At 77.0% G+C, this 23,988-nt stretch carries 19 protein-coding genes; 11 read left to right on the forward strand and 8 right to left on the reverse strand.

Annotated features, from left to right (window positions below):
* Positions 1-8 precede the first annotated feature (8 nt).
* The 7 genes from ACFCLZ_RS36000 to ACFCLZ_RS36030 all read left to right on the forward strand — a co-directional run bounded on the left by ACFCLZ_RS36000 (position 9) and on the right by ACFCLZ_RS36030 (position 9,027).
* Positions 9-905, forward strand: a complete 897-nt coding sequence (locus tag ACFCLZ_RS36000) for a hypothetical protein (RefSeq protein WP_380282109.1) — start codon at positions 9-11, stop codon at positions 903-905.
* 84 nt (positions 906-989) lie between these two features.
* Positions 990-2,045: a hypothetical protein gene (locus ACFCLZ_RS36005; protein ID WP_380282110.1), complete on the forward strand. Its 1,056-nt coding sequence runs from the start codon at positions 990-992 to the stop codon at positions 2,043-2,045.
* Positions 2,046-2,110: 65 nt separating this feature from the next.
* A complete protein-coding gene (locus ACFCLZ_RS36010; protein ID WP_380282111.1) occupies positions 2,111-3,508 on the forward strand; it encodes a hypothetical protein in 1,398 nt (465 codons plus the stop codon).
* Positions 3,505-5,568: a dynamin family protein gene (locus ACFCLZ_RS36015; RefSeq protein WP_380282112.1), complete on the forward strand. Its 2,064-nt coding sequence runs from the start codon at positions 3,505-3,507 to the stop codon at positions 5,566-5,568. Before ACFCLZ_RS36010 ends, ACFCLZ_RS36015 begins: the two co-directional genes overlap by 4 nt.
* Before the next feature lie 4 nt (positions 5,569-5,572).
* Positions 5,573-6,175 carry a hypothetical protein gene (locus ACFCLZ_RS36020; RefSeq protein ID WP_380282113.1) on the forward strand — a complete coding sequence of 201 codons (603 nt, stop codon included), beginning with the start codon at positions 5,573-5,575 and terminating at the stop codon, positions 6,173-6,175.
* Positions 6,172-7,647 (forward strand): dynamin family protein, encoded by a 1,476-nt coding sequence (locus ACFCLZ_RS36025; protein ID WP_380282114.1) that lies wholly within the window; start codon positions 6,172-6,174, stop codon positions 7,645-7,647. The genes ACFCLZ_RS36020 and ACFCLZ_RS36025 overlap by 4 nt, the downstream gene beginning before the upstream one ends.
* A 255-nt stretch (positions 7,648-7,902) precedes the next feature.
* Positions 7,903-9,027 carry a hypothetical protein gene (locus ACFCLZ_RS36030; protein ID WP_380282115.1) on the forward strand — a complete coding sequence of 375 codons (1,125 nt, stop codon included), beginning with the start codon at positions 7,903-7,905 and terminating at the stop codon, positions 9,025-9,027.
* A gap of 247 nt (positions 9,028-9,274) precedes the next feature.
* Here ACFCLZ_RS36030 and ACFCLZ_RS36035 read toward each other — a convergent pair whose 3' ends face one another.
* Positions 9,275-9,673 (reverse strand): FtsX-like permease family protein, encoded by a 399-nt coding sequence (locus ACFCLZ_RS36035; RefSeq protein WP_380282116.1) that lies wholly within the window; start codon positions 9,671-9,673, stop codon positions 9,275-9,277.
* 84 nt (positions 9,674-9,757) lie between these two features.
* On the opposite strand from ACFCLZ_RS36035, the gene ACFCLZ_RS36040 reads away from it, so the two are divergent.
* The 4 genes from ACFCLZ_RS36040 (at position 9,758) to ACFCLZ_RS36055 (ending at position 14,229) form a co-directional block, all read left to right on the forward strand.
* A complete protein-coding gene (locus tag ACFCLZ_RS36040) occupies positions 9,758-10,111 on the forward strand; it encodes a sensor histidine kinase (RefSeq protein WP_380282117.1) in 354 nt (117 codons plus the stop codon).
* A complete protein-coding gene (locus ACFCLZ_RS36045) occupies positions 10,093-10,746 on the forward strand; it encodes a response regulator transcription factor (protein WP_380282118.1) in 654 nt (217 codons plus the stop codon). The genes ACFCLZ_RS36040 and ACFCLZ_RS36045 overlap by 19 nt, the downstream gene beginning before the upstream one ends.
* Positions 10,747-10,946: 200 nt before the next feature.
* The gene (locus ACFCLZ_RS36050; protein ID WP_380282119.1) at positions 10,947-11,522 is read left to right on the forward strand and encodes a hypothetical protein; all 576 of its coding nucleotides are present in this window, start codon (positions 10,947-10,949) and stop codon (positions 11,520-11,522) included.
* Between the two features lie 70 nt (positions 11,523-11,592).
* Positions 11,593-14,229 (forward strand): NACHT domain-containing protein, encoded by a 2,637-nt coding sequence (locus ACFCLZ_RS36055; RefSeq protein WP_380282120.1) that lies wholly within the window; start codon positions 11,593-11,595, stop codon positions 14,227-14,229.
* Between the two features lie 69 nt (positions 14,230-14,298).
* Here the strand turns inward: ACFCLZ_RS36055 and ACFCLZ_RS36060 are convergent, their stop codons facing one another.
* The 7 genes from ACFCLZ_RS36060 to ACFCLZ_RS36090 all read right to left on the reverse strand — a co-directional run bounded on the left by ACFCLZ_RS36060 (position 14,299) and on the right by ACFCLZ_RS36090 (position 23,979).
* Positions 14,299-14,646: a hypothetical protein gene (locus tag ACFCLZ_RS36060; RefSeq protein WP_380282121.1), complete on the reverse strand. Its 348-nt coding sequence runs from the start codon at positions 14,644-14,646 to the stop codon at positions 14,299-14,301.
* Positions 14,647-15,090: 444 nt separating this feature from the next.
* Positions 15,091-15,315, reverse strand: coding sequence for a holin (locus ACFCLZ_RS36065; RefSeq protein ID WP_380282122.1), 225 nt, complete (start codon positions 15,313-15,315; stop codon positions 15,091-15,093).
* Between the two features lie 225 nt (positions 15,316-15,540).
* The gene (locus ACFCLZ_RS36070; protein ID WP_380282123.1) at positions 15,541-18,045 is read right to left on the reverse strand and encodes a hypothetical protein; all 2,505 of its coding nucleotides are present in this window, start codon (positions 18,043-18,045) and stop codon (positions 15,541-15,543) included.
* On the reverse strand, positions 18,042-19,094 hold the full coding sequence (locus ACFCLZ_RS36075; RefSeq protein WP_380282124.1) for a hypothetical protein: 1,053 nt from the start codon (positions 19,092-19,094) through the stop codon (positions 18,042-18,044). The genes ACFCLZ_RS36070 and ACFCLZ_RS36075 overlap by 4 nt, the downstream gene beginning before the upstream one ends.
* The gene (locus tag ACFCLZ_RS36080; protein ID WP_380282125.1) at positions 19,091-21,814 is read right to left on the reverse strand and encodes a hypothetical protein; all 2,724 of its coding nucleotides are present in this window, start codon (positions 21,812-21,814) and stop codon (positions 19,091-19,093) included. Before ACFCLZ_RS36080 ends, ACFCLZ_RS36075 begins: the two co-directional genes overlap by 4 nt.
* Before the next feature lie 22 nt (positions 21,815-21,836).
* Positions 21,837-23,411 carry an Hsp70 family protein gene (locus ACFCLZ_RS36085; protein WP_380282126.1) on the reverse strand — a complete coding sequence of 525 codons (1,575 nt, stop codon included), beginning with the start codon at positions 23,409-23,411 and terminating at the stop codon, positions 21,837-21,839.
* Positions 23,412-23,463: 52 nt separating this feature from the next.
* Positions 23,464-23,979 carry a nucleotide exchange factor GrpE gene (locus tag ACFCLZ_RS36090; protein ID WP_380282127.1) on the reverse strand — a complete coding sequence of 172 codons (516 nt, stop codon included), beginning with the start codon at positions 23,977-23,979 and terminating at the stop codon, positions 23,464-23,466.
* Positions 23,980-23,988 lie beyond the last annotated feature (9 nt).

A 23,988-nucleotide genomic window follows, 5' to 3' on the forward strand; every position in this document is an offset into this window, starting at 1 on the left:
GGAACCGCATGGACATCGTGATGCTCGGCCACAGCGCGGCCGGGAAGACCAGCTACCTCTCCCTCATGTACGCCGCCATGTGCGACGGCGTCGAAGGCATGACCCTGAGCACCGCCGACCGCGGCGCCCACCACGCGCTGCTCGCCGACGCCCGTGCCATCCGGCGCGGCCGCTACCCCCGGGCCAGCGACCGGCCGCGCCGCTACGAGTTCGTGCTCTGCCACGACGGCGACGGAATCTTCCCGTTCCGCTGGACCGACCACCGCGGCGGCGCGCTCACCGAGCACCGCGGCTCCAGCCCACAGGCCGCCCGCCTGCACGACGACCTGGTCGCGGCGGACGGCATCGTGCTCTTCGTCGACGCCCTCCGCCTGGACACCGACCCCGACGCCGCCGAGGACATCCGCCGGCTCGTCGTCCGCGTCCACCAGGCCGTCGCCGACCGGGAGGAGAGCGTGACCCCGCTGGTGATCGCCCTCACCAAGACCGACCTGGTCGACCTCGACGCCCCCGACGCGCAGGAGCGCTTCGTCGGCCCGTTCCTGCCGCTGATCGAGGCCGTCCAGGAGACCCGGCACATCCAGGGGGCGTTCATCCCGCTGGTCTGCGGGCCGGAGCCGGAGGGCGTGGCGCTGCCGGTGCTGTGGACGCTCCGCTTCGGCATCATCGGCCGGGCCATGGAGCTGTCCGCCTCGATCGACAGCCTGATGGCCGCCGCCCGCCTCGCCGACCAGCGCGACACCCTGTGGGACCGGATCAGCAGCTGGTGGGAGGACGAACCGTCCTGGGCCTCCATCCGCGACCGGGACCGCGCCCGGGCCGCCGCCGAACTGGCGCGCCTGGAACCGCTGGTGGCGCCCGCCGACCGGCTCGGCGAACTGCTGGAGGACGTCCTCTCGTTCTGACGCCGACCCGCCCGCACAGCGCCCCCCGAGAACCACCGGCGAGAACCGACACCCACGACCCCGCGAGACGAAGGACACCGCATCATGACGGTCCCCACCCTCACCCTCACCCTGCTCGGAGCCAGCGGCTCCGGCAAGACCGCCTACCTGCACGGCATGTACAACCGGCTCTCCTCGGGCGTGCAGGGCTACTACCTCTACACCACCGACCCCGACCTCGATCTCGACCTCGCCGAGGACTGGGCCCGGCTGCGCCGCACCGGCACGATGCCCAAGGCCACCTCGGACCAGCCGATCTCCTACGAGTTCGTGTTCCGCCGGGGCATGCGCGACCTCATGACGATCGACTGCGTCGACTTCCGCGGCAACGCCGCCCTGGACCGGCGCGGCGCCGCCGAGGACGTCGCCCAGCTGGAGGAGCGGCTGATGCGCTCCGACAGCATCGTCCTGGCGCTCGACTCCGAGCACGTGGCCGAGTGGATCAAGCACGGCGCGCCCGGCAACCTCGACCGGGACGACGACCCGATGGAGATCTCCCGGTTCAGCCGCGCGATCTCCCGGGTCTTCAGCAGCCGCCTGGCGAAGGGCGAGCCGGTGCCCGGTGTGACCGTCCTGCTCACCAAGGCGGACCTGCTGGCCGAGCGCACCGGCCTGCGGGCGGCCGAGGCGCTGCAGCTGGCGGGACGCAACTTCCCCAACCTCGTGCCGGTGCTGGCCGGTGACGACGCCGAGGGCGTCACGGTGGCGCTGTGCGCCGTCCAGCTCGGCAACTTCGGCGCGGCGGCCCAGGCCACCGTGGACGCCAGCCGGATCGCCCCGAAGAACCTCCACCTGCCGATCATCTTCAGCCTCCGCCACTACCTCAGCGAGGGCATCGTGCGGAACCGGCGGGAGATGGACCGGCTCGCCGACGGCCTGGACGCCTCGCGCGGCGAACTGGCCGCGCTCAGCCAGGGGTTGTTCGGCGGGGTGTTCAGGGGGGCGCAGAAGAACAGCGCCCGGCAGGAGATCGACCGGTTGGTCGCCAGCAGCTCGGCGACCTCGGCCGACCTGGAGCGGGCCCAGGAGCGCTGCCAGGAGCTGGACGCGGAGCTGCGGGGAGTCGCCATCTACCGCGACGGCCGGCTGCTGACGGACTGACGGACTGACGGACTGACTGACGGGCGCTGGGCCGGGTCTGAGGGACTGACGGACGGACGAATGCCATGACGAGTACGACGAACCACGGGCCGGAGCCCGAGAACACGGCCGACGGGGCGGACGGTGCCGCCCCCGGCGGCTGGTCGGCGGTCGTCTACGGCCGGACCCTGCGGGTCGACCAGTGGTGGCGCGCGCTGCCCGCCGGGGTCGAGCGGCAGGGGCCGGTGGGGGAGGCCGTGCGCGCCGCCGTCGCCGGCGGGAGCCGGCTGGAGTACGGCCCGCGCTTCCTGCTGCACCGCGACGGCGGGGGCGTCCTGGTCGGAGCCGCGTGCGAGCTGGGCCTGATCGGCCAGGAGATGGTGCAGGACCGGTTCGGCCGCCCGCTGTACGGCTTCGTGGGCTGGTACCGGCCGGTGCCGGCGGGCGACGGCGGGCGGCTCCCCGGGCTCGTCGAGCTGGCCGACCACCTGGCCGACTGGGCCGGACCGGTCTACGCCGAGTGGACCGCGCCGACCTGGGAGGCCATCGGGCGGGAGGACGCCGAGCCGTGGACCACCCGGCCGGTGCCCGCCCCGTGGCCGGACGCGGCGCCGGGTCCGGCGCCGACGCGGCCGGTCTGGCGGCCCGCCCTTCCGGCGGGCAGCCACCTGCTGCCCGAGGCGGACGCGCCCGGCCTCTGGGCGGCGGCCGCGGCAGGAACGGGCCGGTGCGTGCTGGTCACCGGCTGGCGGCGGCGCTCGGACGCCGAAGCGGGTCGGCTCACCCATCTGACCAGCGCGGACTGCCACGGGTACGCGTTGCTGCCCCCGCCCCCTCCGCCGCCCCCGCAGCAGCGGCCCAGGCCCGTGCCCGAGCCGTCGCCCGGCCGGGAGACCGGCGCACCGGGCGGCGCGACGGGCGGCCCGAAGACGGAACCGGAACCGGTACCGGAGTCGGAGCCCGGCCCGAGCCGCGGCCCGTCCGGGTGGAAGAGGACCGTGCGGGGCCTGGGGAAGCTCAGGAACGTGGTGGTCGACGCCGTCTGGCCGGACGACCCCGAGGAGCGGACGTCCGGGCAGCGCCCCGGCGGCGAGCCCCAGTACGGCCAGTACCGGGCCGCCGGGCGCGACCCCTACGCCGCCGCCCGTGACCATGACGGCGCCCGGGACCCGTACGACGGCCTGGGCGCTCCGCTGCCCGCCTCGGACGCGTTCCGCTCCGCCGCGCCCGGCGGCACCGCGCCCGGCGTCGGCGTTCCGCGTCCCGCCACCGGCGAGCCGCCGCGTCGGCGGACCCGGGCGGTCGACCCGCAGGAGGCCAACCTGACCGGCATGTTCGGCGAGTTCGACGAAGCCCCCGAACCGCTGCCGCCGTCGCCGCCCGCAGCGCCGCCCGCCGCACCACCGGCCCCCACGCACCCGCCGAAGGGCCCCACCACCGACCCCGGTGACCGCACCGACCCCGCCAAGGGAGCACCCTCATGACCCGGCCCCGCCCCGAAACCCCCTCCCACGCCCGCGTCCTGGACTTCGCGACCCGCACCGCCGACCTCCTCGAACGCGCCGCCCGCACCGCCGCCGCGGAAGCCCCGACGACCCCCGACAACGACCGGGACCCCGGCGTCGCCGACGGCGCCCGGCGGCTGCGCGCGGAGGCCGCCCGGGCCGCCGGGGGCGCCGCCTCGCTGGTCGTCGTCGGCGAGAAGAAGCGCGGCAAGAGCTCCACCATCAACAGCCTGGTGGGCGTCTGGGACCTCCTCCCGGTCGACGCCGATGTCGCCACCGGCGTGCACGTCGTCGTCCGGTACGGCGATCGCCCGCGCGCCGAGGCCTTCCTGCTGCCCGCCGCCACCGACGCGGACGTTCCCGCCGCCACCGACGCGGACGTCTCCGCCGCCACCGGCACCGTGCCACGCCCGGAGCCGATCCCGTTGGAGCGGATCGCCGAGTACGCGGCCGTCGACCCGGCCACCGGGCGCCCGCACCGCCTCGACGTGCACCACGTCGAGGTCGAACTGCCCGTCCCGCTGCTGGCGGCCGGCCTGGAACTCGTCGACACCCCCGGCGTCGGCGGCCTGGTCAGCGGCCACGCCCAACTCGCCCTGGCCGCCCTGGAGAACGCCGACGCGCTGGTCTTCGTCGTCGACGGCTCCAGTGAACTCACCCGCTCCGAACTGGACTTCCTCTCCCGCGCGACCGAGCGCACCGCCGAGACGGTGTTCGTGCTCACCAAGACCGACAGCCACGACGCCTGGCCCATCGTGCTGGAACGCAACCGCGAACTGCTCGCCCGGCACGCCCCCCGGCACGCCGCGGCCCCCTGGTTCCCGGTCAGCAACCGGGCCCGCCGGGACGCCGCCGACGCCGCCGACGCGGGCGAACTCGGCGAGGCGGCCGAGCTCCTGGAGGAGAGCGGCTTCGAACCGCTGGACGCGCTGCTGCGCCGCCGGATCGCCGCCCGCGCCGCCGAGCTGCGGCTGGCCAACGTGGTGCAGGTCGCCCTCACCGCGCTCGCCGCCCCGCTCGCCGAGCAGGAGCTGCGGCTGCGCTCGCTCCGGCAGGACCCGACCCTGGCCGCCGAGGTCGAGGGCACCGAGGAGGCGCTGCGCCTGCTCCAGTCGGAGAGCGCCCAGTGGCGGCGCGCCCTGACCACCGGTGCGCGCGACCTCAAGAACACCCTCCAGCTCGGCTTCCGGCGCAGTCTCAACGACGTCCGCCAGGCCGCCGAGGCGAAGATCGCCACCTCCGAACCGGCCGCCCTGTCCGAGGAGTTCCCGGCCGAGCTGGAGGCCCAGGTGGAGGCGGTCTGGCTGCAGCTGGACAACGCCGCCCGGCGCGGGCTGGCCGTCCTGGAGGAGCGGGTGCGGCGGGAGTGCGCCGCCGTGCTGGACGCCGGGCGCCCCGGCACGGCGCTCGCCGTGGCCGGTGACGGCGCCGCCGGCGGTGACGGCGGTGACGGCGAGGGCGGCGAGGGCGGCGAGGGCGCCGTCATCCGCGCCGAACGCGACGCCCCGCTGCCGGCGATGGTGCTCTCCACGCACCGGGACGGCGGCACCCTGGGCATGATCGAGAGCGTCATCCCGTCGATCAGCACGGCGGCCACCTTCGGCACCGTGGTCGCCCTGGTCACCAGCAGCGTGCTGCTGCCGGCCGTCGCCAGCTACGCGATGCTCGCCGTGCTCACCCGCCGCCGCCGTCGGCGCGCCCAGCTCGGCCGGGTGCGCGGCGACGCCACCCGCCACCTCAACCGGGTGCTGACCGAGCTGAGCACCGAGATCCCCGCCCAGATCACCGGCCACGTCGACGAACTGACCGACCGGCTCGCCCTCGCGCTCGACCGGGCGATCGCCGACGAGCGGCTCCGGCTGGAGCGGCAACTCGCCGACCACCGGCGCAACCTGGCCGCCTCCGCCGCCGACCTCACCGCCGCCCGGGACCGCGCCAAGCGCCGGATCGGCTCGCTCACCGCGCTGCGCGACGAGGGCCGCGCCCTCGCCCACGCCCTCGGCGCCACCCCCGGCGCACCGGGCCCGGAGCGGAGCTGACCGGGTGGACCCGATGAACCCGCGGGTGGTCGCCCTCGGCCACAGCAGCGCCGGCAGGAGCAGCTACCTCGCCGCGATGTACACCCACCTCGCGGCCGACCGCAGGGGCTTCCGGCTGGTCACCGCCGACCGCCGGACCGCCGACGAACTGACCAGCACCGGACGCCGGTTGCGCAAGGGCCTCCACCCGCCGCCGTCCTCGCGGCGCACCGAGCCGGCGGCCGTGCTGCGGTACGGGCGCGGCGAGGTGCTCGGCTTCCACCGGACCGACGACCGGGGCGGGGCGCTCACCGGCTCGGCCGCCGACGCCCATCGCCTCGCCGCCGACCCCGACTCCCACGAAGAGGTGCGCCGCACCGTGGCGCTGCCGCACCGCGCCGTCACCGAGCAGCGGACGCCGCTGCCGGTCGTCCTCGCCCACACCAAGGCCGACCTGGTGACCGGCCCGGCCGACTGGAGGCGCGCCCGGGCGGCGATGGCCCCGCTGGGGGAACCGGCCGCCGGTGGCGGGCGGGTGCGGGGGAGGACGGTCGCGGTCTCCTGCGGGCCCGGGCCGCGCGGCACCGCCCCGCCGGCCGGTGCGCCCGCTCGGGCGGTCGCGCGGTGACCGTCCCGGCGCACGGCGCCGAACTCGCGCCGGTGGTGGCCGCGTTCTGCGCCGAGCTGGCCGGCCGGCTGCCGCCCGGCCCGGCCGCCGACGCGGTGCGGGCCGTCCACGAGCGGCTGGCCGAGCGGACCCTGCGGATCGCCGTCGGGGGCCGGATGAACGCGGGCAAGTCCACCCTGGTGAACGCCCTGCTCGGCCGCAGGCTCGCCGCCTCGGCGGCCACCGAGTGCACCACGGTGGTCGCCTGGTTCCGGCCCGGCCGGCTCAACCGGCTCCAGGTCCGGCGCCGCGACGGCACCTCCCACTGGCAGGCGGGCGGCCTGCCCCGCGACCCCCAGGACCTCGGCGTGAGCGCCGACGAGATCGCCGAGGTCGTCGTCGAGGCCGCCGGACTGCGGCCCGCCGGTGACTGCGTGCTCGTCGACACCCCCGGCCTGGACTCGCTCAGCGGCCTCGACGGGCCCGCGCTGGACGCCCTCGCCCGCGCCGACGCGATGATCTACGTCATGCCGCACCCCGGCGCGGGCGACGCCGAGGCGCTGGGCGCCCTGCGCGCCCAGGCCGACGGCCGGATGACCGCGCTCAACGCCGTCGGCGTGCTCAGCCGGATCGACCTGCTCGGCGAGGGCCACGGCGACCCCTGGCCGCGCGCCCGGCAGGTCGCGGCGACCAACGCGGGCCGGCTCGCCGGTCTGGTGGACGAGGTGCTCCCGGTGGTCGGCCTGCTCGCCCAGACCGCCCTCGGCGACGACTTCACCGAACCGGACGCCGCCCTGGTGCGCCGGCTCGCCGACGCCCCGGCCGCCGAACTGCGCCGCGCCCTCTACTCCGGGCGGCGCTTCCTCGACTGGGACGGCGCACCCCTCACCCGCCCCGAACGGCAGCGGCTGTTCGGCCTGCTCGGCGTCTACGGCGTCGACACCGCCCTGACGGCCGTCCGCCGGGCCCGCACCGAGGGCCGCACCATCGGGGCCGCCGCCCTGCTCGCCGAGTTCCGGGCCGCCTCCGGCATCGCCGCCGTGGTCGAGCACCTGCGGCTGCGCTTCGTCGACGCCGCCGATGCGCTGCGCTCCGCCGCCGCCCTCGGCGCCGTCGAGGCGGCCCTCGGCACCGGCGACGGCCTGCCCGCCGACGTCCTGCGGCAGGCCCGCACCCGGATCGGCGACCTGCGCCGGCATCCGGAGCTGCGCCGCCACGAACTCGCCCGGGCCCTGGCCGCGGTGGCCGGGCAGCGGCTCGAACTCGACGAGGACGCCGCCGCCGCCCTGATCGCCCTCGCCACCGGCCGCACCCCCGCCGCCCGCCTGCGCCTGCCCCCCGACACCACCCCCGCCGACCTGCGCCGCGCGGCGGCCCGCGCCGCCCGCGACTGGCGCCGCCTGGAGGACGGCCCCCTGCGCGACGTCGGCCGCTACGCACGGATCGCCCGCGAACTGTGCGAGGGCCTCTACTTCGCCACCCCGCCCGCCTGACTGCCCCTCACACGGGTGCGGTGGCCTGTTCCGGGCCACCGCATACCGGGCAATCGATGAGAAACGCGGCGGCCGTCGCGAAGGGATCGTCAATGTCGCGAGGAATTCCGGGAATGCGTCGTGGGATTCAGGACAACCGTCCGGAGGTTCTCGGAATTCGGAGGCATTCGGGGACGTGCGCGCGTTGGCATCACAGCTGCGGTCCCTTTTGCGCCCGAGCCTACCTCCGGTGGGCGAGGGCAGAGAAGAGATGCCATGGACGATTTCGACGGCGAGGCCTCGCCGCGCAACCCCGTCTTCTGCACGCTCGTCAACGCCACCCTCGACCTCGACCGCGACGACCTCGGGCACCCCGGCCACCCCGGTCTGTGGTCGCGCCTGCTCGCCGACCGGCGCCCGGTCCACCGGCGCGGCCTCTACTGCCCCGACTGCCTCGCCACCCGCGGAGTCTCCGCGTGGATGTACGTCTTCGAGCGCCGGGGCGTGCGCATCGCCGCCCACCACAACCCGCGCCACCGCCGGTACCACGGCGAGAGCGACGAGCAGAAGGCCTACAAGGAGCGCTACCTCCGGGTGGCCGAGAGCGCCGGCCACCCGGCCGAGGCGGAGGCGGTCGGGGCCGACGGGCGACGGCGCACCGACGTGCTGGTCACCGGTGCCGACGGCAGGCGGTACGGCTTCGAGCCGCAGCTGGCCTACATCACGGCGGCGACGGCGCGGCACCGTGACGCCGCCGCTCGCGCCGACGGCATCACGTCGGTCTGGCACACGGTCGACCCGAAGGCCCCGCTGATCGACGCCGTCCACTGGACCCGCACGGACGACCTGCCCGCGGCCGCCATCCGCGACGACCGCCACCTCCTCGTCCGCGGCGGCGTCAGGACCCTGGCGCTGGAGCAGTGCGAGCGGATGCCGACGCCCTGCCCCTCGCGCCGGCGGGGCAGCTGTGGCGGACGCCATCCGCGCTGGGACCCCAGGCCCCGGCAGTTCGACGACCTCGTGCGCGACATCGTCGCCGGCTCCTGTCTGCCGCTCACCCTGCGATCGGGCCGCGGCCTGCGCCGCTTCTGGGCCCGCGCCGACGACCTCGACGCCTTCCTGGAGAACGGCGGCACCCTGGCCGCCGGCCACCGCACCGCGGACCGCGGCACACCCCCGCGCCGGGGCACTACCGTCCCGCGCCCGCGCCGCGACGTCCACCGCCACCGACCCGGGCCACCGGCCGTCGAGGTCCCGCGCCCGTTCACCAGGCCGCCCATCGCACCGCTCGTGCGCGACCTCTGCACCGCGGGCCGCGGCGCCCGCTGCGGAGCAGCCGCCCGCCTCTACCCGGGCGGCTGGTTCTGCGACGACCACCGGCCCGGCGCCCGTCCTCAGTAGCGCGCCGGCCGAACGAGCGGCTCGGGGCGGCGGTCGGTCGAGGCAGTGCGGAACCGCTCATGGCGATCGGTGTCGCCGGGACGGGCAGAGGCGCGCGACTTTCGCCCGCCGTGCGGTCCGCGAGCGGACCGGTGCGAGCCCGTCCGCGCCGGGGCCCGGGAACGGTCCTGGGACCCGGCGCGGACGAGGTGCTGCGCCAGGTCCCAGGGTCGAATTCGTCACTCCGGTGGTCCACCACCGCACTCCGCTATCCGGACAGCGGCCTTCCGCCGGGGCGGCGGAGGGCGGCCCGGGCCGGCAGCACGCCGGCGAGCACGGCGAGGAGCAGGCAGACCCCGACGGTGAGTGCCATGGTCCCCCAGGGGAGGGCGAGTTCGACCCGGGTGCCGAGCTGGGCGGAGAGGCCGGAGCGGACGCCGAGCAGGGTGGTCACGGCGACGGCCAGGCCGAGGGCGGTGCCGAGGCCGACCGCCAGGACCGCTTCGGCGGCGGCGATCCGCAGCACCTGGCGCCGGGTCGCGCCGGACAGGCGCAGCACCCGGAAGTCGGCGGCCCGCTCGGCGGTGGCCATCAGCAGGGTGTTGGCGACGGCGAGACAGGTGTAGCCGAGCGACATGCCGATGAGGATCAGCAGGAAGATCCCCACCAGGCGGTCGTCCTCGGAGTCGGTGCGCGAGGCGTACTCGGCGCTGCCGAGGACCTGTCCGCCGAGCGGGGCCTGGAGCCGGCGGTGCGCGATGTCGCGGGCCGCTCCGCCGTGCCGGTGGACGTCGACATCGACCTCCCCGGACGCCCGCCGGCCCAGGTCGAGGCCGCCGCCTACTTCGTGGTCTGCGAGGCGCTGGCCAACGTGGTCAGGCACAGCGGTGCCGGGCGGGCCGCCGTCCACGGGCGTGCGGTGCCCGGCGGGCTGGTGCTGGAGATCCGGGACGACGGGGCCGGCGGCGCCGACCCGGCCGCCGGGACCGGCCTGCTGGGCATCACCGACCGCCTCGCCGTGATCGACGGCACCCTGTCCCTGCGGTCCCCGGCCGGTGGGCCGACCGTCCTGCGAGTGGAGATCCCGTGCCCGCACTTCGCGTAGTCGTCGCCGAGGACTCGGTGCTCCTGCGGGAGGGTCTGGTCTCGCTGCTGGAACGGTTCGGCCACACCGTGGCGGCCGCCGTCGGCGACGCGCCGTCCCTGGTCGCGGCCGTCCGCGAGCACCGGCCGGACGTGGTGGTCGTCGACGTCCGGATGCCGCCGGACAACACCGACGACGGTCTGCGCGCCGCCCGCCGGCTGCGCGCCGAGGACCCGCGGCTGCCCGTCCTGGTGCTCAGCCAGTACGTCTCGCAGGGCTACACCGCCGAGCTGATGGCGGCCGGGGAGGCTGGCGCGGGCACCGGCTACCTGCTGAAGGACCGGATCGGCGAGGTCCGGGAGTTCGCCTCCGCCGTCACGGACGTGGCCCGGGGCGCAACCGTGGTCGACCCGGAGGTGGTCCGCCAGTTGCTGACCCGCCGTCACGACCCGCTGCTGCGGCTCAGCCCCAAGGAGCGCGAGGTGCTGGCGCTGATCGCCGAGGGCCGCTCGAACGCGGCGATCGCCCGCCGCTTGGTGGTCACCGAGGCCACGGTGTCCAAGCGGATCGCGAGCATCTTCACCAAGCTCGACCTGCCGCAGGCCCCCGACGACCACCGCCGGGTGCTGGCCGTGCTCACCTACCTGGGCTCCTGACCGGCCACGTCGGCGGTGCGGATCGTGACCGGGGGCTCCCGCCGACGGCCCGACGAGGGCGTCCGGCATGATGGGCGCCGTACGAAGCGCCCTTGCGGGGTGCGGGTCGGACCGGGGAGGGCGGGCTGATGAGGCGTCTGGCGGTGGTGGCGGCAGCGGGAGTGCTGGCGGGGGCGGTGGCGGTGACTGGGTGCGGAAGCGTGCGCAGCACCGGTGCCGGCGGCGGCGGGACGGCGGTGTCCACCGCGCCCACGGCGTCCACGGTGTCCACGGCGTCCACCGCGCCCGCCTCCGCCCCGCCCGACTACGCCGAGGTGGTCCGGAAGGGCGTCGCCGAGCACGACCGGCTCTTCCCCCAGGTGGCGGCGCTGGGCTGCGCGTCCGCCCGGCCGAGCCCCACCACCGGCGCCACGGCCACCGAGTCGCCCGACTGGTGGGCGGCCAAGCACGCCGAGAACTCGATGTACAAGCAGATGGCGGTCCTCAGCGCGGTGGACCGCTGCCGGGGCGAGGCGCACAGCAAGCGCATCGCGGACGCGGTCAGGGCCCGCGCCGGGGCACCGCTCACCGAGGAGGACGTGCGCGGCCTCCTGGCGTCCCTCGGCTACCCGGCCGGCAGCGTACAGCTCCAAGTCGCGGGCGGCGAGGTGTCGTTCGAGGTCAGCGTCCCGGGCGCCGGCCCGTGCGTCGCCGGCCGCCTCGGCAAGCCCGTCACGGTGGAGGCCCACGGGTACTACCTGGACGGCGGCTGCACCGAGCCGAAGGGCGGCCACTGACCCCGCGGACCGGGCCGGTGCTGGTACAAAGGACGGGCGCGGCAGGGGTCGACAGAGGCGGGACGGGGGAGTGACAGAATCCGAACGCGGCCAGGGGCCCACGGACATCCGCAACATCGTCACCGACAGCACGGTGCACTACCTGGTCCAGATCGGCGTGCTCAACGGCGAGCTGCACCTCACCGTGCCGCCCCCGCCCGTACCGCCGGCGACGCCCCTCGGCCTCGCCGAGGAGCGGCTGGCCCGCAGCCTGCTGTACCAGTGGCGGGCCGAGGCCGACGCCTGGGACATGGCCGACCCCGAACCGCTGGCCGTCCGCTGGGTGCACAGCCGCACCGCCCTCGGGCCGGGGACCGAACTCGGCGGGCGCGGCGACCGGGTCGGCACGATGGCCGAGGCCCTGCTCGGGCTCGACCACCGCCGTCTGCTGATCCTCGGCGGGGCCGGCGCGGGCAAGACGACCCTCGCTGTGCTGCTCACCCTGGAACTGCTCGCCCGCCGGCTCACCCGCGGCGAGGACGTCCCGGTGCCCGTCGTGCTGTCGCTGGAGTCCTGGGACGCGGAGCGGGTCAACTTCCACGACTGGCTGATCGGCCGGATCGAGGAGGAGCACCCCGGTCTGCCGCGGGTGGACGGACTCCACCCCGCCGGCCGGCTGGTGAGCGAGCGGCGCCTGCTGCCCGTCCTGGACAGCCTCGACGAGCTGCCGGAGCACCGGCGGATCGCCGTGCTCGCCGCCCTCGGGCGCCAACTGGGCCAGGAGGGCGGGGTAGTGCTGATCTGCCGGAGCGAGGCCTACCGCGCGCTGGTGGCGGCGCAGCGGGACGTGCTCCGGGTGGACTCGGCGATCGAGGCGCTGCCGCTCGACCCCGCCGACGTGGCGGCCTACCTGCGCCAGGCCCGGCAGCCGTCGCGCGCCGGGCAGTGGGCGCCGCTGCTGGCCGAGCTCCGCTCGGAGCCCAACAGCCCGGTGAGCCGGGCGCTGTCGACGCCGCTGATGGTGTGGCTGGTGCGACGGGGGTACGAGCGGGCGCCGACGGACCCGGGCGAGCTGGTGGACCGCACGCGCTTCGCGACCGCCGCGCAGGTCGAACGGCACCTGCTCGACCGGATCGTGCCCGCGTCGTTCCCGCAGCTGCCGCCGGGCCCCGACCGCCTGCATCCGCCCCGGCAGTGGGAGGCGGAGCGGGCGCGGGTCTGGCTGTCCCACCTCGCCCGGCTGATGAGCCGCCAGGGGACCGCCGAACTGGCCTGGTGGCGCCTGTTCGGCGCGCCCCTGCCGCGGGCGCTGGCGGTCCCGGTGCTGATCGCGGTGGGGATCGCCCTGTCGGTGCTGATCGACCTGGCGCTGGGGCTCGTCCAGGACTCCACCGACCGGATCTTCGGCTTCGGCAGCACGCTGGGCCTGAGCGTCACCATGGCGGGGGCGGTCCGGATGGCCGGGCGGGCCTGGTTCGGGGACGACAGCACGACGCCCCGGCGGCGCGCCGATCCGCTGCGGTTCGCCGGCGCCCTCCGCTCGGCCGGCCGCAACGGGAGGCTGGGCCGGGCCTGGCGGCTCACGGTGGTGATCGGCGGGCCGCCGGTGATCCTCGCCCTGGGCGTGTTCCAGTTCCTGGCGCCCTCGGCGGCGGGGCTGATGCTGGTGGTGGGCCTGCTGCTGCCCGGTTACCTGATGATCGTGCTGGCGGCGCCCTCGGACACCGTGGACGCCGCGACCCCCGACGCGCTGCTGCGGTCGGAGCGGACCGCGGTCCTGCTGACGATGGTCGTCCTCGCGCCGCTGATCGCCGCCGGGATCGAACTGCTGGGCTGGTCGCGGCCCCATCCGCAGGGGAGCTGGGCCGGCGCCCTGGCGGCCTGGTGCGGGGCGAGCGCGATGTTCCTGCTGCTCAGCCCGTGGAGCCGGTGGCTGCTGGCCCGCTGCTCGCTGGCGCTGGCGGACCGGGTGCCCTGGGCGCTGATGACGTTCCTGCGGGACGCCCACCGGGCCGGCCTGCTCCAGCGGACCGCCGGGACGTACCGCTTCCGCAACCTGCGCCTCCAGCAGCACCTGGCCGCCACGGCGGGCCCGGGACACCCCGGAGCCTCCGGCGGTCCGGGGACGGCGGGGATCCCCGCACCCCGCCGGACGACCGGTGTGACCGGCCCCCGCACGGGAACGTCCCCGCCCCCGGCCTCGACCTGGCGCGGCCTCACCGTACGGCGCGAGCCGACCTCGTACCTGCTCACCGGCCGGACGCGGGAGGTGATGCTCGCGCACTGGGGCCCGCTCGGCGCCCTGATGGCCCTCCACCTGGTGCGGACCACGGTGAGCGGCACCTGGGACCGGCTGGAGTCCTGGGCGCCGCTGGTGGGGCTGCCGGCGATCGGCCTGCTGCTGATGCTGATCCGCTTCCTGCCCCGGCGGCGGTTCGAACTGCACATCACCGACACCTTCATCGCCGCCCGATGGGGCCGGCACGCCTGCCACTACGAGTGGCGCGACGTGGACGAGGTGGCGGTCCGCCGGGTCCACAGCCGCGGCCGTGACGCCCGCGTCCACGGCATCCACGTCCGGCCGGGCCCGGGCGCGCCCGTCCCCCCGGCGCGCTTCCGGGGCCGGGACGGGTGGTACCTGGTCCAGCCGATGGGCGTCGGCCCGTCCGTTCCCCCGGACATCGAGGAGGCGCTGGCCGACCTCTCCGGCGGCCGCTGGCGGCCGTGAGTCGTGCGTGATCTCCCGGACCGGTACGGGCCGTGGCAGACCGTCCACGAGCGGTTCGCCCGCTGGGTGTCACTCCTCGGCGACGGCGCCCTGGCGCTCCGTCCCGCTGTCGAAGTAGTGGTCCAGATAGTCCTCCCGGCCGAGTTGGCTCTCGCGCAGCAGTGAGAAGACCTCGTCCCCGTCACCGGGGCGTCCGTCCGTGGCCAGGGTGTAGCACTGGGCCAGTTCCAGGTACCGGAGGCCGTTGTCGTCGGCGTATGTGCCGGCCTCGTCCTCCGCCCTCTCGATGGCCTCGTCCGCCGAGCCGGCCTGCCAGAGGGTCAGCCGCTCCTCGTAGAGGGGAGCGCCGGGGGTGTCCCACTGGAATACGCACCGGACCGCGTACCAGGACTCCGTTCCCGCCGTGTCCGCTGTCATGGTGATCTCCTCGTCAGTGGAAGCGGCCCGCCGGATGACCGGCGGGCCGCCATGGATTTCTAGGGAAGCCCCGATATCAGAAGGGGTTGGCCGCCAGCGCGAAGCGCCAGGATCACCTGGAGAGGAATCGGCCGGTGGCCGGATTGTAGAGGCGTGTGCCCATGAGGACGATGCCGTCCTGGGCCTCGGCGGAGCGTTGCTTGCCGCCGAGCCGGCCGTAGCGAGTGGTGGCCCGGCTGCCGACCGGCAGCCGGGGTCGGTGATCCGGTCGGCGCTGTCGTACGTCGACGTGGTGGTGGTGGCCGCACTGCCGGCAGCGCTGACGCCTCGTCGGGAGCCTCCGTGGTGGCGGTGGCGGTGGCGGTGGCGGTGGCCGTGATCGCGTCCACCGCGACGCCCGCGGACGCCAGCGCGTGGTTCGCGGGCCGGGCCGGGCCGGGTCGGTCAGTCGCGGCCGCGGGCCAGCAGGGCGGCCGAGTGCGGGTCGCCGATACGGCTCGCCGCCGCGCCCTTGAGGACGCTCAGCGCGGCCGGCAGCGCGGCCACCGCCGCCGCCTTGAGCGCGCCGATCGAGGTCAGGTCGAAGGTGTCGGCCAGCAGGAGGCCGAGGAAGGCCGTGGCGTAGGTGGCGACGGTGCGCTCGGTCAGGTCGATGATGAACTTCCACATGGTCAGGACTCCCTGCACGATGGAGGTGACCGGGTGCGTGGTCGCGGAGCACCCGGGTGGGCCGGTTCGTCGGGGACGGGGACGGGGACGGGGACGGGTCGGTGGCCGGAGGACCTGCGGGGACGGGGAGTTGCCGCCCCTGGTGTACACGTTCGGACCCCCGCGTTCCGAGGACGGCCCCGGTACGCACCCGAAGAAATCCGAAGGCCCCGGGCGGACCGGAGGTCAGGCCGGGTCGCAGGTGAGGGGCTCGGCGCGGGGCCCCGCCGGTGTCGGCCGGAGCAGGGCGAAGCAGATGGCGGTCGCGGTGCGGCCGTCCTCGGTGACGCGGACCGCGTAGGCGATCGGGCCGGGCCGGGCGCCGGGGTCGGCGGTCAGGTGCCGGCCGACGGTGGCGGTGGCGCCGGCCGCCAGCCGCCGTGGGGGCGCGGCGCCGGGCTCGGCCCGCCAGCCCGGCGGCAGCGCCGGTGGGAGCACCTCGATCGACACGTCCCGGTGCGCGGTGTTGGTCAGCCGCAGGTCGGTTCCGGCGAGGCGGGGCCGGACCAGCGTGGTCGAGGGCGACCAGATCCGCAGCCGGGTGACCCGCGCCCCCTCCTGCCCGGGCAGGACGAGCGGGACGATCCTGATCGCCGACGTGGTGCGGCCGATCGCGAACCGCCGGTTCCGTCCCGTCAGGATGTTGTCGCTGGACACCTGCTCCTTTCCCCCGTCCACCCAGGTGCCCTCGGCGGTCAGCGCCCGGACCGTGGCCATCGCGAGGCCGCCGGGCTCCATGTCCAGCTCGATCCGGGAGACCGGGACCGGGTTCCCGAAGTCGATCTGCAACCACTCCTCCCGCTGCAGCCAGTTCGCCATCTCCTCGGTGCTCGCCGCGCCGGGCATGGCCGCGTTCGGGCTGCCGTACGTCGACCAGTGGCCGCCCTGCCCGTCGCGCGGACCGTCCGGGCTGCTCCCGGCGGCCGAGTAGCTGGCCGAGAAGGCCGGCCAGGAACCGTCCGCCCGGTAGGCGGCCAGGTCGACCTCGTGGGCGAAGTCCGGCAGCGGACGGAGCCACCGGTCGACGGCAGCGGGCAGCCCGAACGCCGCCGTGGGCGGCAGCGAGCCGGTGAACAGCAGGGCGAGCGCCACCGGGACTACCGCGAGGCCCGCGAGATGGGAGAGCAGCAGCGCCCGCCGTGCGCGGCCCGCCCGGCCGGAGCGTCGGACGCGGGGGCCGCCGTCGGGGCGCAGGCGGCGCGGGGCCGGGAGGCGCCGGGGCGCGGCGGGGACCCCGGCGGTCCAGAGCAGCAGCTCGCCCAGGGCCGGGCCCGCCGCCGCCCCCGGGCCGTCGGCGCGGAACCGCGCCCGCCCGCCGGCCCGGTCGAGCAGCCGGACCAGGTTCCCCGCCCCCGCCTCCTCCAGCCACCGCCGCACGGCCCGGTCGCCGTCGTCCCCGGGCCCCGGACCGGCCGGGGTGCCGCCCAGCGCGGCGGCACGCGTGAGGACCACGGCGATCCGCCGCGGTCGGCGGCGCCGGGGCAGGGCGCCGACGGCACGGAGCACCCGCTCGGCGGCCGGGACGGACCCGGGCGCGGACGGCGGCGTGGGGCCGGCACCGGCCAGCGCCCGCCGCACCGACGGGAGCGTCAGCGCGTCGAGGACCAGCACCAGGCCGTGTGCGCGGCGCAGGCCGTCCAGGGCGTCGAGGCCGCCCTGCTCCTCGAACACCGGGCCCGGCGGATCGAGCAGTACGAGCGTGCGCCGCCCGCCGCGCAGCCCGGACAGCTCCGCCGCGGCCGTCCCCGGCAGCGCGCTGCCGACCCGCCCCCCGAGCGGCCCGACGACCCCGGCCAGGTGCGCGAACCCACCCCGGACGACGGTGCTGCGCCCCGAGCGGCGCGCCCCCGCGACCAGCACCACCCGCGCCGGCGAGCCGCCCGGCGGCACCGGTCGGGAGCAGTGCGGGCAGCGGGCCTCCAGCCGCCAGGCGCCGAACAGCGTGCCGGCGGGCAGCCGGACCCCGCAGCGGCAGGTGCGGCGCAGGCCGCCGTGCCGGTCGGGGGCGATCCCCGGGTGCCGCGTGCCGCACCCGGGGCAGAGCCGGTCCGGCAGCTCGATCGCGCGGCCGCAGGCCGGATGCGGGCAGACCGCGGCGGCGCCGGTCCGCCGGCGGCCGAGGCGGTCGACCGCCCGGCAGGCCGTCCACCAGAGCCGGAAGGCGGCCAGCAGTACGGTCCGGACGAGCAGTTGGCCGGCCAGGGCGGGCAGCGCGAGGAGCGCCGACACCAGGACGGCCGTGCCCGCGCTGAAGCCCCGGAGGAGGCACAGCAGCCCGCCGAGGCAGCGGCTCGCGAGCCGTTCGGTGCGCCCCCAGGACCGGCCCTCGGGCGGCAGCAGCCCGGGACCGAACCTGAGCACGGCCCGGAACTCCTCCGCGTAGGCCTCCCGCAGGCCGCGCCACACCGCCCGCAGCGCCTGCCGGCCGGCCCGGTGCAGATACGGCTCCCGGGCGGGGCCGCTGCTCGTAGGCGCGGGCGCGCCCGCGCCGAACGCCCCCCGGAGGGCCCGGAGATGGCACCGGAGCAGACGCGGCAGGACGATCACGAGGCAGTGCAGCGCGACGCCGGCGGCTGCGAACAGGAGCCCGAACCAGAGCAGCACCGGGAGCAGCAGCAGGCCGAGGACGAGGTTGCCCCACTCCTGCGCCGTCGGGCGCCGACGGCCGGTCTCGCCGCGCCCCGGGGTCACGCCCGCCCCGTCCTTCCGAGGAAGCCGGAGCGGTGCAGCAACCAGAGCAGGGGGTCCTCGACCCGGTGCGGACGCGGGCCGCCGGGCGGCGTCGCGCCGGACCGGGGCGCGGCGCCGAGCGCGGAGAACGCGAAGAGCCGGTGGTCGGCCCGGGCCTCGCGCAGCCGGTGCGCGCTCCCGCCGCCCTGCCAGAGCTCCAGCAGCGCCCGCAGCTCGGCGTCCACGGCCGAGCCGTCCACCGGGTCGTACCCGGCACCGGGGGAGCGGCGGCGGTGCAGCGGCGAGTGGGGCGCCAGTACCGGGGCCAGCAGGTCGAGCTTGGTCAGCCCGACCGCGACCGGGGTCCGGATCCGGCCGTCGGCGGCCCGGGGCAGCCCGTCGAGTTCCCGGTCCAGGACCTCCGCCGACCGGGTGCCCCCGCCCGGGCGCAGCCCGGTGCCGGGCAGCTCCCGCGGGTCGAGCAGCAGCACCACCGCGTCCGCCGCCGCCAGGTCCGGCCCGGCGGCGCCGGCCGGGGTGTCCAGCAGGACCAGCGTCAGCGAGCGTTCGCGCCGGCCGTGTCGGCGGCTCAGCCGGTGGACGAGCGGTCGGGAGCCCGAGTGGGGCTCGCGGGCGGGCAGCTCACGCCCCTCCTCGTAGAGCGGGCGCTCGTAGTGCTGCCGGACCTCGGTCTCCGTCCGGTCGTCGCCGGGCAGCAGGGCCACGCCCAGCTCCGCGCCGAGGCCGTGCCGCAGTTCGTGCAGCAGCACGGCGAGGAAGGTGCTCTTGCCGCTGCCGGCCGCTCCCGCGACCGCGACGATCAGAGCGGGCTCCCCGAGGCGTCCCTCGGGCAGCCGCTCGCCGCACCGGCGGCAGTGGCGGCGCGAGGTCGTCCGCCCGCAGCCGCCGCAGACGGCGGACGGCGCGCGCGGATCGGCGAGGGCGAGCCGGCCGTCGCCGGTGCACGGGTGCGGCCGGGAGGCGCACCGGAAGACGATGTCCGCGCGGCCGACCCGCCGGAGGCAGGACGGGCAGATCCGGACGGCGCCGCGACGGCCGGGGCGGATCACGACCGGTCCTCCGCCCGTCGGGCGCCGGTCCGCAGCCGGCGCACCGGCGGATCGACCAGCACGACCTCCTCGCCGAGGGTGAAGCAGCGCACCCACGAGAAACGGCCCCGGGGCAGCCGGGCGGTGAGCACGGCGGGGCGGCCGGGGCCGATCCGCACGGCGCCGAGCTCGGCGAGGGTCGCGCCGTCACCGGCGGCGAGCGGCCAGGTCGGCCCGGTCGAGCCGACCAGCACCAGCCCCGGCACCAGGACCTCGGTGGCGCACCGGAAGACCGCCCGCACCGAACGCCGGCCCGGCAGCCCCCGGCGGGTGAGCGTGTACGGGACCTCGATCCGGGCCGGCAGGACCAGCCGGACCGGCGGGCCGGACGCCCGCAGGCCGTCCGCCCGGCCGACCGGGCACACGTCGACCTCGGCGGCCGCGCCGTGCGGCACGGGGAGCCGGACCCCGTCGCGGTGCAGGTAGCCGAGGCGGGTGACGGTACGCCGCTGGAGCGGGCCGTCGGCGACGCGCCAGCGCACCTCGGCCTCGCCGGGCCCGTCCGGCGGCCAGTCGAAGGTGACCACGGCCTCGCCCGCGCTCCGGGTCACCGCCGCGTTCCGCAGCTCCGGGACGGCCACCACCGGCGCGCTCGCCCCGATCGCGGCGCGCTCGCCGGCGACCGTGACCGCGACGACCACGGCGCCGCGCCGCGGGGGCCGGAACCGCAGGCCGCCGGCGACCGGCCGGGCCGTCAGCCGGGTGCCCCGGGCGGTGAGCGCGGCCGGGCGCAGGAGCTGCCCGACCGGCCACGGGGGCCGGGCGTCGAAGGCGTAGAGACGGACCTCGCCCCGCGCGGGCTCCGGGCCGGCCTCTTCGAAGCGGGCCTCGAACAGACCGGGGTCGTCCGCGGCGGGCGCCACGACCAGGGCGGTGACCGGCTGCGGGGGCGCGAGCGGGACGGCGCTGAGCACCAGGCCCCCGGTGGCCGTCACGCTGCCGTCGTCCTCCCGGTAGAGCGCCTGGACGCGGTAGCCGTGGGGGCGGCCGTTGGGCAGGCCCCGGTCGGTGAACCCGTCCGCCCGGGCGGCGACCGGCACGCCCTGCGGGTCCGGGGTGCCCGGACGGTCCGCGTCCTCCGAACGGTCCGGGTCGTCCGGGCCGGCGAGGCGGGTGACCCGCACGGCCTCCGCGCCCGCCGGGAGCCGCCAACTGCCGCTCACCACACCGTCGTCCGCCTCCAGCCGGGCCGACCCGACCTCCGGCCGGTGGCACACCGGTCCGCAGACGGCGAGCGGCGAGTAGAGCCCGTGCGGCTCGGCGGAGCGCCGGACCGCGACCCCGTAGTGGACCGCCGCGTTCACCGGCGCCCCGGTGTCCAGCAGCGAGGTCGCGCCGGGAGCGGGCGGTTCCAGGACCGTCCCGTCGGCCACCGAGCGCGGCGCCCGGTCGACGCGGCGCACCACCACGTACTCCGGCCATCCGGCCGTCGAGGGGGTCGGCTCCCACTGCACCAGCACGCCCGTCCGGTCCGCCGCCGCGCTCACCCGGGGGACCGGACGGACCGGCAGCGAGCGGCGCACCTCGTCGATCCGGGGCAGGTCCCGGACCAGCGCCTCGGCCCGGTCGAGCAGCGCCCAGGCTTCGTCGGGGTCGGTGACCCGGCGCCCGGAGGCGAGGTCGCCGAGCCGCCGCGCCTCGGCCAGCGTCGCGCGGACGTGCGCGGCCGGCGCCGCGGCCTGCGGCGGGAGCGCCTGCTCCGGGAGCCGGTCGAGCACCGCCGCCGCCTCGGCCAGCAGCCCGTCGGCGACCAGCGCGCGGAGCCGGGCGGTGACCGGGTCCGGCTCCGGCTCGTCCAGGACGGCCAGGACCAGCCGCCGGGCATCGGGCGCGGCGAGCGACAGGCCCTGCTCGGCGTGGACGAGCAGGGTCCCCGCCCCGGCGTGGGCGGCCCGCCGGGCCCGGAGCGGCTCGGCCAGCTCGTGCAGCAGGACGGCCCGCAGCCCCTCCGGGCCCCGGTCGCCGAGGACCTTGCGCGCGGCGGCGGCCACCGCCTGCGCCGCCGTGTGGGCGGCGCCGTGCGGCTGCCGGCCCCAGCGCAGCGCGGCCGCCTCCAGGGCGCGCTCGGTCGGTGCGGGGCCCGTGAACGGCCGCACCGGGGCGTCGGCGCGCTCGCCGGGGGCGCCGGCCGTCAGGAAGTCGGCGAGGTGACGCAGGCGCAGGACCGCCAGCTGTCGCGCGCAGCGGGCGTAGGCCGGGTGCGGCAGGTCGCGGGGGAGCGGGTCCGCGGCGGCGACGGTGACGGACAGGGCGGTCAGGGCCTCGTCGAGCAGGGCGGGCGCCACCCGGTGGACGGCGCCGGCCCGTGCCAGCGTGGCGGGGGTGATCAGGCCGAGGCCGCCGGCGGCCTCGCGCAGGGTGGCGAGCAGTTCGTCCCGCGCGGCCGCGGCGCGGCGGCCCTGCTCGGCGACGGCCGCGCGCAGCGGGGCGAGGTCGCCGCCCCGCGCCGCCTCGAAGACGGCCTGGTGCGGCAGGTGGCCGGCCTCCAGTTCCTCGATCACCGCGAGGTACTTGAGCCGGGTGCGGTGGCGCCGCCAGCAGGCCCGGGCGGCCCGTACCGCCTCGTCGACCCCGGCCGCCGTGAGCTCGGCCGGGAGCTGGTAGCGGTGCCGCAGGTCCTCGTCCACCGGCAGGCCCGGGTCGAGCACCTCGCGCAGGTAGCGTGCCTCGTCGAACGCCATCTCGGCCGGTGTCCCGCCGCCGTCAGGTGATCTGCTCGCGGCCGAGCGCGACCCTGGCCTCGTCCACGGCCGCCGCGGTCATGCCGCCGATCTGCACGGACAGTTCGAGGCGCCGGCCCGTCTCGCGCTCGGTGGCGACGACCTCCAGCAGCCCCGAGGCGCCGAGCGAGAACTCGCAGGCGAACGGCCAGCGCGCGGGCTTCCCCGGGGGGATGTCCAGATCGCCCTCGGCGACCACGGTGTTGTGGTCGAGCTGTTCGGACTCGACGGCGCCGGCCTGTTCCATCACCTGGATCCGCACCCGGCGCTGGCCCTCGCGGACGGTGTAGAAGTCCTGGGTCACCGCGGCGGGGAGGGCGTCGTTCGCGTGGACGAGATGGGTGACGTACTCGCGGTCGGTCCCGACGTCCAGCACGCGGATGCCGTAGCCGCGCGCGGCCACCGTCGCGACCTGGTAGGCCTGCCGGGTGATCCGGCCGGTGTCGGGGACGTCGGGGGCCTCGGCGGCGGGCAGTTCACCGCTCCTGACGATGGTCAGGGCCCGGTCGAGGGCGTAGAGCGCGGCGCCGCGCGCGACCGTCAGATCCGGGTTGTGCAGCCGGGGTTCGAAGCCGAACTCCTCGCGCAGCCGCTGCGCCACGGCGGGCATCTTGGTGGAGCCGCCGACCAGCAGGACCTCGTCGAAGTGCCCGACCCCGCGCTCGCGGGCCAGGGCCAGGGTGCGCCGGGTGATCTCGACCGTGCGGTCGAGCAGGTCACGGGTGAGCTCCTCCACCAGCTCGCGGGTCAGTTCGACCTCGGCGACCCGGCCCTGGTGCATCACGCGGACGGTGTAGCGCTCGCGGAAGGAGAGCGCCCGCTTGGCGTCCTCCGCGTCCCGCCGCAGCTGGGTCTCCGAGTGCTGGTCCGCCAACGGGTCGTCGACCTCGGGGAACCGGGCGCGGAACGCGTCGACCAGGTGCATCACGATGCGGTCGTCGAAGTCGGTCCCGCCGAGCTCCTTGGCCCCGTCGGTGCACAGCACCTTCAGGTCGGTGCCGCGCAGCGTCAGCACGGTGGTGTCGAAGGTGCCGCCGCCCAGGTCGTAGACGAGCACGGAGCGGTCGCGCCCGGCGTCGGTGTCGAGCACCCCGTAGTCGAGCGCGGCGGCGACCGGCTCGGCGACGACGTCCAGCACCCGCAGGCCGGCGATCTCCCCGGCCTTGCGGGTCGCGTCGCGCTCCGCGAGCCCGAAGTACGCGGGCACGGTGATCACCACGTCCCGCACCTCCGCCCCGCCGCTGACGCGCGCGTCGTCCGCGAGCTTGCGCAGGATGCGGGCCGAGACCTCCTCGGGCGTGAACTCGCGCCCGTGGAACGCGCGGAGCACCGACTCGCCCATGTCCCGCTTGATCAGCCGGACCACCCGCTCCGGGTCCAGCACGGCCGCGTCCTTGGCGCTCTGGCCGACGACGGTGCTGTCCGCGCTCTCGAAGTACACCACCGAGGGGGTGGTGTCGGAGCCCTCCAGGTTCCGCAGCACCGTGGGTCTGCCGACGTCGTCGACGCAGGCGACGCAGGAGTAGGTGGTGCCGAGGTCGATGCCGTAGACGGCCATGCGGTCCCTTCCCAGGGGGTTCGCCGAACAGGAACGAAGGAGCGCGGGGCCGTCAGGGCTCCCAACGGGCCACGAACACCTCGGACTTGCGCACCACCCGGTCGCTGGCCGCGAAACCGGCGGAGACGACGCGGCTGACCGTGCGGTCCTCCTCCGGCGCCGAAGCGGTGTCCCGCCCGACCGGGCGGTGCCGGGCCGGGTCGTAGGGCTCGCCCGCGCGGGCCGTGTAGCGCTCGACGCCGGTGCCCGCCAGGGCGTCCGCCGTCTCGTCCGCGAGCGCGCGCAGGAGCACACCCAGCTCGTCCACGGTCAGCGGGGAGTCGAGCAGTTCCGCCTGCCGCAGGATCTGGTCGTGCAGGCGGATCAAGGGGTGGCGGACCACATCCAGTGCCCGCTCCACCTCGCCGCGCCGCAGCTGCTCCAGCTCCGTGTGCAACCGGGCGATCAGTGCTTCCCGCCGCTCCGCGAGCTCCTGCTCGCGGGCGATCGCCCTGGTGAACTCCCGTGCCAGCGCGGCGAGATCGTCGACCGGCTCGGCTTCCTCCGCTTCGGACTGCGCCTCGGGCACCCGAGACCC

It is taken from the genome of Kitasatospora purpeofusca (assembly GCF_042691725.1).
Lineage (GTDB): Bacteria > Actinomycetota > Actinomycetes > Streptomycetales > Streptomycetaceae > Kitasatospora > Kitasatospora purpeofusca_B.